This is a genomic window from Kribbella sindirgiensis (assembly GCF_004331435.1).
Taxonomy (GTDB): Bacteria; Actinomycetota; Actinomycetes; order Propionibacteriales; family Kribbellaceae; genus Kribbella; species Kribbella sindirgiensis.
The window spans coordinates 678899-692404 of the sequence record NZ_SJKA01000003.1 but is presented as its reverse complement, the minus strand read 5'-3'; the positions used below and the strand labels follow the sequence as shown (position 1 = coordinate 692404).

10 protein-coding genes and 2 pseudogenes are annotated in these 13506 nt (G+C 69.5%); 9 read left to right on the top strand and 3 right to left on the bottom strand.

What is annotated here, in order from left to right; translation table 11 throughout:
• Positions 1 to 185 precede the first annotated feature (185 nt).
• The gene (locus E0H50_RS11795; protein ID WP_131286952.1) at positions 186 to 1142 is read left to right on the top strand and encodes a hypothetical protein; all 957 of its coding nucleotides are present in this window, start codon (positions 186 to 188) and stop codon (positions 1140 to 1142) included.
• Between the two features lie 49 nt (positions 1143 to 1191).
• Here the strand turns inward: E0H50_RS11795 and E0H50_RS11790 are convergent, their stop codons facing one another.
• Positions 1192 to 2391 (bottom strand): NADH-quinone oxidoreductase subunit D, encoded by a 1200-nt coding sequence (locus E0H50_RS11790; protein ID WP_131286950.1) that lies wholly within the window; start codon positions 2389 to 2391, stop codon positions 1192 to 1194.
• 26 nt (positions 2392 to 2417) lie between these two features.
• Between E0H50_RS11790 and E0H50_RS11785 the strand changes: the two genes are divergently transcribed.
• Positions 2418 to 2906: a PH domain-containing protein gene (locus E0H50_RS11785; protein ID WP_131286948.1), complete on the top strand. Its 489-nt coding sequence runs from the start codon at positions 2418 to 2420 to the stop codon at positions 2904 to 2906.
• A pseudogene (locus E0H50_RS11780) lies at positions 2894 to 4165 on the top strand (PH domain-containing protein); the annotation flags it as partial. The gene E0H50_RS11785 and the pseudogene E0H50_RS11780, both read left to right, overlap by 13 nt.
• A 17-nt stretch (positions 4166 to 4182) precedes the next feature.
• On the opposite strand, the gene E0H50_RS43410 reads toward E0H50_RS11780, so the two are convergent.
• Complete coding sequence (locus E0H50_RS43410) at positions 4183 to 5058, bottom strand: SAM-dependent methyltransferase (RefSeq protein ID WP_131286944.1); 876 nt, start codon at positions 5056 to 5058, stop codon at positions 4183 to 4185.
• Here E0H50_RS43410 and E0H50_RS44375 point away from each other — a divergent pair.
• A pseudogene (locus tag E0H50_RS44375) lies at positions 4981 to 7821 on the top strand (AAA family ATPase); the annotation flags it as partial. The gene E0H50_RS43410 and the pseudogene E0H50_RS44375 sit on opposite strands and share 78 nt — an antisense overlap.
• Before the next feature lie 60 nt (positions 7822 to 7881).
• Here E0H50_RS44375 and E0H50_RS43755 read toward each other — a convergent pair.
• Positions 7882 to 8352: a 2'-5' RNA ligase family protein gene (locus tag E0H50_RS43755; RefSeq protein WP_238150910.1), complete on the bottom strand. Its 471-nt coding sequence runs from the start codon at positions 8350 to 8352 to the stop codon at positions 7882 to 7884.
• Between the two features lie 169 nt (positions 8353 to 8521).
• On the opposite strand from E0H50_RS43755, the gene E0H50_RS11765 reads away from it, so the two are divergent.
• From E0H50_RS11765 to E0H50_RS11745, 5 genes are read left to right on the top strand one after another with little or no spacing between them, the layout of a single operon-like run.
• The gene (locus tag E0H50_RS11765) at positions 8522 to 9382 is read left to right on the top strand and encodes a Rossmann-like and DUF2520 domain-containing protein (protein WP_238150903.1); all 861 of its coding nucleotides are present in this window, start codon (positions 8522 to 8524) and stop codon (positions 9380 to 9382) included.
• Positions 9379 to 10206, top strand: a complete 828-nt coding sequence (gene panC, locus E0H50_RS11760) for a pantoate--beta-alanine ligase (protein WP_131286940.1) — start codon at positions 9379 to 9381, stop codon at positions 10204 to 10206. Before E0H50_RS11765 ends, panC begins: the two co-directional genes overlap by 4 nt.
• A 22-nt stretch (positions 10207 to 10228) precedes the next feature.
• A complete protein-coding gene (locus tag E0H50_RS11755) occupies positions 10229 to 11887 on the top strand; it encodes an L-aspartate oxidase (protein WP_131286938.1) in 1659 nt (552 codons plus the stop codon).
• Positions 11880 to 12734: a carboxylating nicotinate-nucleotide diphosphorylase gene (gene nadC / locus E0H50_RS11750; RefSeq protein WP_131286936.1), complete on the top strand. Its 855-nt coding sequence runs from the start codon at positions 11880 to 11882 to the stop codon at positions 12732 to 12734. Before E0H50_RS11755 ends, nadC begins: the two co-directional genes overlap by 8 nt.
• Entirely contained in the window at positions 12735 to 13499 is a 765-nt protein-coding gene (locus tag E0H50_RS11745) for a type III pantothenate kinase (protein ID WP_131286934.1), read from the top strand.
• Positions 13500 to 13506 lie beyond the last annotated feature (7 nt).

Sequence of the window (13506 nt, the reverse complement as noted above, 5' to 3'; positions counted from 1 at the left end):
ACTCAACAAGTCCAGCACCACCCGCCGCCGCGCCTGCGACAACCTCTCCGCCACAACACCCTCCAAACTCAGGCGTTGCGACAATCCCCTGAAGCTGCCGTCACCATCCGCACATTTGTTTCCCAGCCGGGGGTTATCCACAGGGCTCTCGGCGGCGGGTGGCGGATTCCGGCATGCTGGCTCGGATGGATTGGTGGTGGCGGCAACAGTTGGCCGACGAGGGCCTCGACGTACTGATCCATGAGCAGAACCGCGTTGTGTCGCGTGCACAGTTGCTGGCGGCCGGAAGGTCCGGCGTCGACGTGCGCCGCCGGCTGCGCAGCCGACGGTGGCAGACCATCCACCCCGGTGTCTACGTGACCCACACGGGACCGGTCGGCTACGACGAGCAGCTCGTGGCGGCGCTGCTCTACGCAGGACCGCAGGCTGCGTGGAGCCACTACACGGCCGCCGAGCAGTTCGGTCTGATCAAGCCTGACGACCGACGGCCGGTGTACGTGACTATCCCCTGGCGTCGGCGAGTTCGTGCCCGCCCGAATCTCGTGATCACCCGCGACGCGCAGTGGGAGAGTCGCCTGGCCGCGGTGATCCCGCCGCGGAGCCGGCCCGCTGAGGCTGTGCTCGAGATCGTCGGCATCTCCGCTTCGCTGGATGCTGCCGCAGCAGTCGTCGCGGAGGCCTGCCAGAGCGGCCGAGTGGCTCCCGGCGAGATCCTGGCTGCACTGACCGGCCGCCCGCAACTCCGTCATCGTGCTGCGCTGCGGTCGATTCTCGCCGACGTCGCGCAGGGAACGCATTCGCTGCTCGAGCTTCGCTATCTACGGTACGTCGAGCGCGCACACGGCCTGCCCGCGGGACAACGGCAGCGTGCGGTGGACGGCGAATACACCGATGTGGCCTACCTGCCCTACGAGTTCGTGGTCGAGCTGGACGGCCGCTTCCATTTCGCTCCTCGACAGCGGTGGCGCGATCTCGATCGCGACAACCGCGCAGCGCTGAGATCGGAGGCGACTCTTCGGTACGGGTGGCTCGACGTCACGAGCCGTCCGTGTGCGGCCGCCGTACAGGTCCTGCAGATGATGCGGCGCAAGGACCCGTCGGTCACCGCTCGTCCTTGCAGTCCGTCCTGCCCCGTGCGCTGACGGCGGCTGGGTAACTCTTGGTCACCACACGTACTTTTGTTTCCCAGCTCTACTTGTCGATGTCGCCGACGACGAAGAACATGCTGCCGAGGATGGCGATCATGTCGGGGATCATCGTGCCGGGGAGCAGTGCGGGCAGGGCGGAGATGTTGTTGAAGCTGGCCGAGCGGAGTTTCAGGCGCCACGGGGTCTTGTCGCCGCGGGACACCAGGTAGTAGCCGTTGATGCCGAGTGGGCTCTCGGTCCAGGCGTAGGTCTGGCCCTCGGGGACCTTGAGGATCTTCGGCAGCCGGACGTTGACCGGGCCGGCCGGCAGCGTGGACAGCTTGTCGAGGCAGGCGTCGACCAGGTCGAGGGAGACCTTGACCTGGTCGAGCAGTACGGCGAACCGGGCGAAGCAGTCGCCTTCGGGACGGGTGACGACGCGCAGCACGTCCTGCAGTTCGCCGTACGCCAGGTAGGGCTCGTCGCGGCGGAGGTCGGCGTCCACTCCGGAGGCGCGGGCGATCGGCCCGGAGACGCCGTACTGCGCGACCAGCTCGGGGGCGAGCTTGCCGACGCCGACCGTACGGGCGCGGAAGATCTCGTTGCCGAGGATGATCTCCTCGATGTCGGGCAGCCGGGTCCGGACCGCGGCGGAGGCGGCAGCGGCGCGGCCGAGCCAGCCGTACGGCAGGTCCTCCTTCAGTCCGCCGACCCGGTTGAACATGTAGTGCATCCGGCCGCCTGACAGCTCCTCCATCACGGCCTGGATCGTCTCGCGCTCGCGGAACGCGTAGAACACCGGCGTGATCGCGCCGAGCTCGAGCGGGTACGAACCGAGGAACATCAGGTGGTTGAGGACCCGGTTGAGCTCGGCCAGCAGGGTCCGCAGCCAGACCGCCCGGACGGGGACCTCGAGGCCCATCATCCGCTCGACCGCGTGCACGACGCCGAGTTCGTTCGAGAACGCGGACAGCCAGTCGTGCCGGTTCGCCAGGACGATGATCTGCCGGTAGTCGCGGACCTCGAACAGCTTCTCCGCGCCGCGGTGCATGTAGCCGATGATCGGCTCGCAGCCGACGATCCGCTCGCCGTCGAGGGTCAGCCGGAGCCGCAGTACGCCGTGGGTCGCCGGGTGCTGGGGCCCGATGTTGAGCACCATGTCGGAGGTCGCCAGCTCCGAGCCCGCGCCGGTCCCACCCCGCTCGTACGCCGGGTCGAATCCAGCCGCCCCCGCGCCGACTCCAACCACTCGTTCCGTACTCATGACCACTATCGTGACAGGCTTTACCCGTGGACGACCTCTTCGCACCCTCGGATGTCAGTTGGACGCCGGTCTCGCCCAAGCTCGCCACGCTGCGGCGGCTGAACGCGGCGATCGTCGCCGGGCTGGCCGCGATCGTGGCGCTGGTCGCGCTCGGGCTGACCCTGAGCTGGCTGTACGGCGTACTCGCGGTCGTGGTGATCGCGCTGCTTCTGGGTTGGTCCTGGGTGCTGATCGGACGCAACCAGCGCTCGTGGAAGTACGCCGAGCGTGAGGACGAGCTGCTGGTCAGCCACGGGGTCATGTTCCGCGAGCTGGTCGTCGTACCGTACGGCCGGATGCAGTTCGTGGACGTGACCGCCGGGCCGCTGGAACGGGCGTACGGGATGGCCACCGTGGAGCTGCACACGGCGACGCCGGCCACCGACGCGAAGATCCCGGGGCTGCACCCGGACGAGGCCGGCCGGCTCCGTGACCGGCTGTCCGCCCTCGGTCAGGCGCAGGCGTGGGGCCTGTGACCGAGCAGGCTGAGCAGACAGGCGAGGTCGTCGGCCAGCGGCTGCACCCGCTCACCCCCTTCGTCAAGGGATGGGGGTATTTCGTCGTCGCGGCGTTCGCCCTGGTCAACAACGAGGGCCTGCGGAGCAACCTGAAGATCGCCGGCATCGGCCTGGCCGGTGTGCTCGTCGGCGGCATCCTGCTCGGCGCACTGTCGTGGTGGTTCACGAAGTGGCAGCTGACCAACGAGGCGATCCGGGTGGACAGCGGGTTCCTGTTCCGCCGGACCCGGATCATCCGCTTCGACCGGATCCAGGCGATCGACGTGGCGCAGCCGTTCGTCGCGCGGCTGTTCGGCATGGCCGAGCTGCGGATGGACGTGGCCGGTGGCGGAAAGAGCGACGGCAAGCTGAGCTACTTCCGGTACGAGGAGGCGCAGCAGCTCCGCACCACGCTCCTGGTACGTGCCAAGGGCGAGAAGGCTGCTGAGCAGCAGGAGCACGACCAACAGGCCGAGGCGGCCGCTCCGCCGCTGCTGACGGTCCCGACCAACCGTCTGCTCGGTGCGACGTTGCTGTCGTCGACCGTCGTCGCCAGTGCCGGCGGTCTGGTCTGGCTGATTGTGGCGACCATGGTGCTGGACTTCCACATCGGTCTGTTCGCCGGTCTGCCGTTGCTGCTCGGTGTGGTGCAGCCGATCTGGAAGCAGGTTGTGGGGAACCACGGGTTCACGCTGTCCGAGTCGGGCCATGGTCTGCGGACCAAACGTGGCTTGTTCGACATCCAGCGCCAGACCATCCCGCCCGGCCGCGTCCAGGGCCTGCTGATCACCGAGCCGCTGATCTGGCGGGCGTTGGGCTGGTCCCGGGTCGAGCTGGACATCGCGGGCGTGGCCGGTCAGAAGGAGGACGGCGACGACATGCTGGAGGGCGCGCAGCTGCTGCCGGTCGGCGAGCGTGCCGAGGTGGCCTACGTCCTGTCACGGGTACTGCCTGGCTTCGACCTGAGCCGCATCCAGCTGCACCAGGCACCGGAGCGCGCCAAGTGGCTGCGTCCGATCGGCTGGCGTTACCTGAGCTACGGCGTGGACGAACAGGTCATGGTCACCACGCGCGGCTGGGTGAGCCGCCGTACGTCGATCGTGCTGCATCACAAGACGCAGTCGGTCCGGATGGAGCAGGGGCCGATCCAGCGGCGCCTGGGGCTGGCCAACGTACATGTGGACACGCCACTGGGTCCGACCGACGCCACCGCGCTGCACCGCGACCAGGTGGAGGCTGCGGCGCTGGTGGAGGCTCAGGCGCACAGGGCGCGCGAGGCACGTCGTACCGTGGCCGCGTCGGCCGCCGTCCAGACCCAGCCGAACCCGCCGAGCCCGGACGGGTCCAGCAACTCGGCAGCCTCCCCGGCTGACGACAGCTCTGACAGGTAGCGCAGCGGCTCCGTGTGAGCCAGCGCGAGCGGTGGCCGGGACGCGCTGATGCCTAAGGCTCGTAGCGCGTCACGCTGGCTGAGAATGGTGCCGCCGAGCGAGTCGAGGGCGACATGGGCAGTGATGTCACAGCTGCCGTCGGGGTCGGGTGAGCACTCACGGCCGTCGCGGAAGCCGGTCAGGGTCCCGTACGGCGGCCTGCCCGACCTCACGTGTCCGTAGTCGATGGCGATCGCGACTGCACCGTCCGTGAGCCGCCGGATCACGTCCTGCCAGGCCTCGTCGCGTGCCCGGCCGACCTCGGCGCGGTCACCGGGTCCGCCCGGCCACCACTGCTCGAGCCAGAGCAGATCGTTGCCGTGAACAACCGGTCCTGGCGTCAAGTCAGCGAGCAGGTAGCGCGGTACGCCGTCCTCGTCCCACTCGACGACCTCACACGGGACGTTGTCGAGCCACTCGTTGGCGATCACCAGACCGCTCAGCTGGGCGGGCAGGTCGTCATCGAGCTCGATGTCCAGCACCGAGAGACCCTCGTCGCGCAGGACCTTGCCGAGCTCACCGGACCCGGCGCCGATATCGACCACTGTGGGCAGCCCGAGCTGACCGGCCAGCCGCGCGATGGCCTGGCCAAACAGGGCGGATGCGTGGACCGACGTACGGAAATGCGCAGCCGGCCGCTCTCGGCGGTAGAAACCACCCGGCCCGTACAGAGCCCGTTGCCACGCATCCCTGAAGGTCATCGCCTCAAAGTATGGACCGCCACGATCCTAGGATCAGGCATCGTGGCGAAACTTCCGGCCGAGCTCGCGGTCCTGTTCGAGGGTGATCCGGCATTCGATGTGGTCGGCGCCGAACCGCCGTACGTCGTCACGCCGGAGTGGCTCGACGCGACGAAGGCGAAGATCGCGGATCTGGTGGACCGCCCCACGCTGGGCCGGGTGTCGGCGAGCAACAAGTACTTCATCGAGGGCTCACCACTGCTGGTGGACACGTTCTACTTCGTGTTCAAGAGCCTCTGGCCGGCGCTGGGCATCCTCGTCGGCGGTGCGCGGAACCTGCATTTCCTGCTGCTGAACCAGTGGCGCGAGGAGCAGCAGGAGATCGACACCGACATCGCGAACTGGCGGGAGACCGGCGCGTCCTTCGACATTCCGTATCCGCTGCGGCGGGACCGGGATTCGCAGGAGGAGGTCATCCGGGCCTGCCGCGAGATGCTGGACCTGCTGACCGGCATCCCGGGACTGGAGGCTCGCCGGAAGGCGATGGCGTCCATGCTGGACCACGTCCTCGCCAGCCCGGAACTGCTCGACCTGCACCTCACCCAGTCCCGGCCGACGGTGCTGAAGCGCTGGATCGAGGAGTTCGGCAACGACGACATCCGCCAGATCTACCCGAACCTGTCCGGCAACCCGCTCGACCTGATGGTGTACGGCGTGAACCGGCTGCAGGCGGCGTACGCGCGGATCGCGGCGGTGACGCCCGAGGCGGAGAAGTCGTTCGCGGAGGAGATCGCCGGCCTGCTCCAGCAGATCGGGCGGACCGACCTGCCCGCCGGGCTCTCGTTCTCGGCGCTGGGCCCGTCCGGGACGGCCGAGGTCCAGGCGGCCCTCGACAAGGCGAAGACCCGGCCGGACCCGGCCGAGTGGCGGCGCCGGCGGCAGGCGTGGATGATCCGGGCTGTCGAGGCCGGAGCGGCGTACGACGCTCGCGAGTACCTGGCCGCGATGTACCAGGTCGGCGCCAGCCTCAACGGGCTTCCGGACAAGGCGAAGGCGTCCAAGGAGCTGTACATGGTCGCCGGATTCTTCCGGGGGCTGCGCGACCTGCACTCGTTCCGGCCGCCGAAGGCCGTGCCCACGACGATCGTCGAGGCGGAGGCGCCGGACAAGCTGCGCGCGGACGTGCCGGTGGCCGGCGACCCGATCGCCGACCTGAACGAGATGACCGGGCTGGGCGCGGTGAAGGCCCGGGTGTACGAGCTGGTCGCGGAGGCGAAGGTCGCGAAGCTGCGCGCCGAAGCCGGCCTGCGGCTCCCGAAACCGATGGGGCACCTGGTCTTCAGCGGCAACCCGGGCACCGGCAAGACCACGGTCGCCCGGATCCTCGCCGAGGTCTACCGCGACCTGGGCATGCTCTCGTCGGGTCACCTGGTCGAGGTGGGGCGGGCCGACCTGATCGCGTCGTACGTCGGTCAGACGGCGCCGAGGGTGACCGAGGTGGTCGAGCGGGCGCTGGGCGGCGTGCTGTTCATCGACGAGGCGTACTCGCTGTTCAACACCTCCGGGCGGGACTTCGGCCGGGAGGCCGTCGCGACGCTGATCCAGCTGATGGAGACGCACCGCGACAACCTGGTCGTGGTGATGGCCGGCTACCCGAACGAGATGTACTCCCTGGTGGAGAGCAACCCGGGGCTCAAGTCGCGGATCCGGACGTTCGTGAACTTCCCGGACTACAGCGACGCCGAGTTGCACCGGATCTTCCTGCAGGCCGCTGAGCAGGCCGGGTTCGTGCTCGGCGCCGGGGTGTCCGAGCAGGCGCTCGCCACGCTGCACAAGGCGCCACGGGCACCTGGGTTCGGCAACGCGCGGACGGTCCGGACGTTGCTCGAGCGGATCGCGACGCTGCAGGCGGTGCGGCTGTCCACGCTGGAGTCCCCGACCATGGAGCAGGTCCGGACGATCGAGCGGCCCGATGTCGCCGACCTGACCGACGAGAACCTGGGCGACCTGCCGCGTCACGAGGACCCGCGGTCCGAGCTGACGGCGATGACCGGGCTGACCGAGGTCAAGGCGACCGTCGAGCGGCTGGCCGCGGAGGCGCAGGCCGACGTCCTGCGGTCCAAGGCCGGGATGCCGCCGACCGAGCGGTCCCGGCACATGGTGTTCACCGGCAACCCGGGCACGGGCAAGACCACCGTGGCGCGGCTGCTCGCCGAGATCTACCGGGACCTCGGTCTGCTCGGCGTCGGTCACCTGGTGGAGACGAGCGGCAACGAGCTGATGGGCCAGTACGTCGGCCAGACCTCGCCGAAGGTGAAGCGCCTGGTGGAGCAGGCCCTGGGCGGCGTGCTGTTCATCGACGAGGCGTACACGCTGGCGGACGCACGCGGCTACGGGGCCGACGCGCTCGCCACGCTGATCAAGCTGATGGAGGAGCACCGCGAGGACCTGGTCGTGGTGCTGGCCGGCTACACCGAGCCGATGGAGGGGCTGTTCCTGCAGAACCCCGGGCTGCGTTCACGGGTGCCGACGACGCTGGAGTTCCCGGACTACTCGTCGCCGGAGCTGCAGGAGATCTTCCAGTACCTGAGCGGCAAGGCCGGGTACCTGCTGGCCGACGGGGTCGTGGAGCGGGTCGGCTCGTTGCTCGACCGGATCCGGCACATGGCCGAGTTCGGTAACGGACGGGACGTGCGGAACCTGTTCGAGGCCACGGTGTCCGAGCAGGCTGTCCGGATCGGTGCGCTCACCGACCCGAGCGTCGACCAGCTGCGTGAACTCACGCCGGCCGACGTACCGGCGGACTGGCAGGCCAAGAAGGCTGCCGGCGCGGTGGGTTCCAGGTCAGGAAGTAGCCAGAGGTACGGCGCCGATCTGGCGCCACACGCCCTCCGCGTCCTCGCGCCACAGCTCCAGCTCGGTCAGCTGGACGGTGGGGGCCGGTGCCGCGGCCAGAGCGGCGTTCGCTTCGGCCACCACGGCCGGACCGCCCTGCGCGGACGACGAGATGGTCAGGTGCGGATGCGGGTCCGGGAACTCACCGCCGTACGGCGGGCACTCGGGGAAGGCGTCGAAGACGGACAGCAGGATCGAGCGCACCTTGTCGAACGGCTCCGGCCTCAGCCACGCCGTACCGTTCGGGAACTGACCGGCGGTCGGGAAGCTGAGCTCGAAGGGCTCGATCGACGCCACTGCTGCCTGGAGCCGGGCCAGGTCGGTGTCGGTGGGTTCGGCGACCCAGGGGACCAGCACAGTCACGTGCGGCGGGATGAGCTCGGTCAACGGGACCTGTGGTCTCGCGGTCGACCGTGACACCGAACGCCAGCGCTCTGTGTACTCCGCCAGTTCTGGAACTGTGATCAGGATCGCGGTCAATTCGGTACCTGCTGCCCATGCATCACTCACCCTGCAATGCTCTCATCACCTACCCTGACAGGTAGATCGTCTGGTACCCGGAAGCGGGACTGGAACGAGAAGAGAGTGAGTGCACCACTACATGGAACGGATCGGCTTGATCGGAGCCGGCCGGGCCGGGACCGCCCTGGGAGCAGCCTTGGCGGCAGCCGGACATCCCCTGGTCGGAGTGACCGCGCGCTCGGACGCGTCCCTGGACCGCGCCGCCCGCCTTCTGCCCGCTGTGCCCGTGCTACCCGCTGACGAGGTCACGAGGAGCGCAGACGTCGTACTGGTCGCCGTACCGGACGACCTGATTCACGAGGTCGCGCAGACGCTGCCGTTGACGGGCGCGCAGTACGTCGTGCACCTGTCCGGAGCGCACGGTCTGGCCCCGCTGAGCGGGCTTGATGCGACACCGGTCGCGCTGCATCCGTCCATGACGTTTCCGGGCGGTCCGGTCAGCCTGGACGGGGTCATGTTCACCGCGACCGCTCCTGACGCGGCACGGTCGGTCGTCGAGCGGCTGGTGAAGGCGCTGGGCGCACAGGTGCAGTGGGTCGCCGACGAGGAGCGTGCGCGCTACCACGCCGGTCTGGTGCACGGCGCGAACCACCTGACCACCTTGGTCTCGCAGGCAGTCGCCGTACTGCGGGAGGCGGGCGTGGCGGATCCGGTGGCGACACTCCGGCCGTTGCTCGTCGCAACCCTCGACAACACGCTGCGATCCGGTCATCATGCGCTCACCGGGCCGATCGCCCGGGGCGATGTCGACACGGTGGCAGCACATCTGGCAGCACTCCGGGGCAGCACGAGGCGCACGTACGCCGAACTGGCCCGGGCGACTGTGGAACTGGCAACGGACGGGCGGCTGGACGCGGAGACGGTTCGCCGCTTGACCGAGGTACTGGACGGGCACCGGGCAGATCCGGCAGGGGAGGCACCGCGATGAGACTCACCCAGACCAAAGCGGAACTGCGCGCGGCGGCCGCGATCCGGCCGCGGGCGGTCGTGATGACGATGGGCGCCCTGCACGACGGCCACGCCGCGCTGCTGGCCGAGGCTCGCGAACGGGTCGGGCCGGACGGCAGCGTGCTGCTGACGATCTTCGTGAACCCGTTGCAGTTCGGGCCGACCGAGGACTTCGACCGGTACCCGCGGACGCTGGCCAGCGACCTGGCGATCGCGAAGAACGAGGGCGTCGACCTGGTCTTCAACCCGTCCCGGGACGAGCTGTACCCGAACGAGCCGTCGATCACGGTGCATCCGGGCCCGTTGGCCGACGAGCTCGAGGGCGTGTTCCGGCCCGGGCACTTCTCCGGCGTACTGACCGTGGTGTCGAAGCTGCTGCACCTGACCGCGCCCGACCTGGCGTTGTTCGGCGAGAAGGACTACCAGCAGCTGACGCTGATCCGCGAGATGGTCTGCGACCTCGACATGGACGTCGACATCGTGCCGGTGCCGACCGTGCGGGAGGCGGACGGTCTCGCGCTGTCCTCGCGCAACCGGTACCTGAGCGAGACCGAGCGTGACGAGGCCCTGGTGCTGTACCGGGCGCTGAGCGCCGGCGCGAAGGCCGGGATGAACGGGCCGGACGCGGTGCTGGCCGCGGCCCACGCCGAGCTCGAGGCGGTGCCGTCGGTCAAGATCGACTATCTCGCTCTGCGAGCCCCCGATCTCGGCCCGGTGATCGGCCCCGGCGAGGCCCGGATGCTGATCGCTGCCCGCGTCGGCCTGACCCGTCTCATTGACAACATTTCCATCACCCTTCGATGAATTCGGTTGATACGGTCGCGGGATGACGATTCCCGCTGTGCCGCAACGGCTGGCCGCGGCCGAGCCAGGCTGGACCGACACCGTTGACGTGGTGGTGATCGGCTCCGGTGTCGCCGGGCTGAGTGCCGCGCTCAAGGCCCGTGAGCTGGGCACTGTCCTGGTGGTGACGAAGGACGTCGTCGCCTCCGGCTCCACGCAGTGGGCGCAGGGCGGTATCGCCGCTGCCCTCCACCCGGAGGACTCTCCCGAGGAGCACCTGCAGGACACGCTCGTCGCGGGCGCCGGGCTGAGCGACCCGGAGGCCGTCCGGGTGCTCGTCACCGAAGGTCCGGACGCGGTCCGCGACCTGATCGACCTGGGCGCGCGGTTCGACACCATGGCCGATGGGGAGATCTCGCTCGGCCGCGAGGGTGGGCACCATCGCAACCGGATCGCGCACGCCGGCGGCGATGCGACCGGTGCCGAGATCGAGCGGGCGCTGGTCGCCGCGGTCAAGCGGGCCAAGGACATCCGGTTGGTCGAGCACGCCCTGGTCCTCGACCTGCTCACCGCCGCCGACGGCTCGGTCGCCGGCGTGACGTTGCACGTGATGGGCGAGGGACAACTGGACGGCGTCGGCGAGATCCGTACCAGGGTAGTGATCCTGGCGTCCGGTGGGCTCGGACAGTTGTACGCGGCAACGACCAATCCGAGCGTGTCGACCGGTGACGGTATGGCGCTCGCGCTGCGGGCCGGCGCGAAGGTGCGGGACCTGGAGTTCGTGCAGTTTCACCCGACCGTGCTCTGGCTCGGCAAGAGCGCGAAAGGCCAGCAGCCGTTGGTATCCGAGGCGGTCCGCGGTGAGGGCGCGTTCCTGGTCGACCACACCGGAAAACGTTTTATGCAAGGCCGGCACGAGCTGGCAGACCTCGCGCCGCGGGACATCGTGGCGAAGGCGATCATGCGCCAGATGCTTGCCACCGGCAAGGACCATGTCTACCTGGATGCCCGGCACTTCGGTGACGAGAAGTGGCGGGTCCGGTTCCCGACCATCCTCGCGTCCTGCCGCTCGCACGGTATCGACCCGGTCCGCGAACTGATCCCGGTCGCCCCCGCCTGCCACTACTCGTCGGGCGGCGTCTGGACGGACCTGAACGGCCAGACCTCGGTGCCCGGCCTGTACGCGTGCGGTGAGGTCGCGTGCACCGGCGTCCACGGGGCCAACCGACTCGCGTCCAACTCGTTGCTCGAAGGGCTCGTGTTCGCCCGCCGGATCGCCGCGCACCTCGCGAACGGTCTGCCCGAACGGCGCGAGCCGGCCGACGACCGCCGTACGCCGGGACTCGTCGACGCGGACGTCGTCCCCGAGCTGCAGCGGGCGATGACCGTCGGCGCCGGCGTGATCCGGAGCGCGACCGGCCTGGCGGAGGCGGGCGCGGCGATCGGCAAGCTGATGGAGCAGCCGTACGACGAGCCGGGGACGCCGGGCTGGGAGGCGACGAACCTGGTGACGGTCGCCTCCGCGCTGATCGCCGCGGCGACCGCCCGCGAAGAAAGCCGTGGCGCGCACTGGCGCGAGGACCACCCGGACCGCGATGATCTGCACTGGTTCGGAAGCCTGGACCTGACACTTGATCAGCAGGCTGTGCCGCAAGCCACGTTTGTATCGCGCGAATCCGAGGAGAATGACCGGCATGGATGAGACAGTCGACCGGCAGTGGGTCGGTGACCTCGTGCGGGCAACCATCGAGGAGGACCTGGCCGGAGGCGTCGACGTGACGACCACCGCGACGGTCGACCCGGACCAGGTGTCGGTCGCCGAGTTGGTCGCCCGCGCCGACGGCGTGGTGGCGGGCCTGGAGATCGCGGAGCTGGTGCTGCGCCAGGTCGCGGCGCCGGACGAGATCGAGATCGAGCACACCGTCCATGACGGCGACTCCGTGCAGCGGGGCGCCGTCCTGATGACGGTCCGCGGCAAGACGCGGCAACTCCTGACCGCCGAGCGCACCACGCTGAACCTGCTCTGCCACCTGAGCGGTGTCGCCACGCTGACCAGGCGCTGGGTCGACGCGGTCGAGGGCACCGGCGCGGTCATCCGCGACACCCGCAAGACCATGCCGTTGCTCAGGTCCCTGGAGAAGTACGCCGTACGTTGTGGTGGCGGGAAGAACCACCGCATGGGCCTCTCGGACGCCGCGCTGATCAAGGACAACCACGTGATCGCGGCCGGTGGTGTCGCGGAGGCGTTCCGCCTGGTGCGCAAGGCGTATCCGGAGATCGGGATCGAGGTCGAGGTGGACTCGGTCGAGGACGCGGTGATCGCGGTCGAGTCCGGCGCCGAGCTGATCCTGCTGGACAACATGGACGTACCTTCGCTGCGGGAAGCCGTCGAGAAGGTCGCGGGCCGGGCCCGGCTGGAGGCCTCCGGCGGATTGACGCTGGACAAGGCGCGCGAGGTCGCCGAGACCGGTGTCGACTTCCTCGCGGTCGGTGCGCTCACGCACTCCGCGCCGGTTCTCGACATCGCCCTGGACCTCAAGGAGGCCTGAGTGTTGCTGACCGTCGCCGTCGAGAACACCAGGACGCTGGTCGGCCTGGTGTTCGAGGGCACGGTCAAGCGGCACTGGTGGGTCGGGACCGATCCGCGGCGTACGGCGGACGAGTGGGCGGTGCTGCTGCAGGGCCTGCTCGCCGGTGAGTCCCCGGTGTCCGGGATCGCCGTGTGTTCCGCCGTACCGCATGTGCTGCACGAGTTGCGGGACGTCGTGTCGCGCTACTACCAGGGTGTGCCGAGCGTTGTCGTCGAGCCCGGCGTGAAGACCGGGTTGCCGGTGCTGGTCGACAACCCGCGGGAGGTCGGCACGGACCGGATCGCGAACGCGCTGGCGGCCGTCAGCAAGTACGGCGCGCCGTGCCTGGTCGTCGACGTCGGTACGGCGATCACGATCGACGTGGTGAACCCGGCCGGCGCCTTCATCGGCGGAGTGATTGCCCCGGGCATCGAAACCGCGACCGACGCGCTCGGGCAGGCGGCCGCGCAACTGCGCCGGATCGAGCTGGTCCGGCCGCGATCGGTGGTCGCGAAGAACACCGTGGAGGCCTTGCAGTCCGGCGCGATCCACGGCTTCGCCGCGCTCGTCGACGGTCTGGTCGCCCGGATCCGGGCCGAGCAGTCTCTGAACGACGACGTCGCGGTCGTCCTCACCGGCGCCCTCGCGCCGCTGCTCGCCCCCGAACTGACCACCCCGATCCACGACGAACCGTTGCTGACCCTGCGCGGTCTGTATCAGGCCTTCGCCCGCAACCACCTCTGAGGATTAA

Bases quoted from the DNA above. Each gene is read 5' to 3' on its own strand.
- E0H50_RS11755 (WP_131286938.1), top strand. From the start codon at position 10,229: ATGACGATTCCCGCTGTGCCGCAACGGCTGGCCGCGGCCGAGCCAGGC.
- E0H50_RS11790 (WP_131286950.1), bottom strand. From the start codon at position 2,391: ATGAGTACGGAACGAGTGGTTGGAGTCGGCGCGGGGGCGGCTGGATTC.
- E0H50_RS43410 (WP_131286944.1), bottom strand. From the start codon at position 5,058: ATGACCTTCAGGGATGCGTGGCAACGGGCTCTGTACGGGCCGGGTGGT.
- E0H50_RS11795 (WP_131286952.1), top strand. From the start codon at position 186: ATGGATTGGTGGTGGCGGCAACAGTTGGCCGACGAGGGCCTCGACGTA.
- nadC (WP_131286936.1), top strand. From the start codon at position 11,880: ATGGATGAGACAGTCGACCGGCAGTGGGTCGGTGACCTCGTGCGGGCA.
- panC (WP_131286940.1), top strand. From the start codon at position 9,379: ATGAGACTCACCCAGACCAAAGCGGAACTGCGCGCGGCGGCCGCGATC.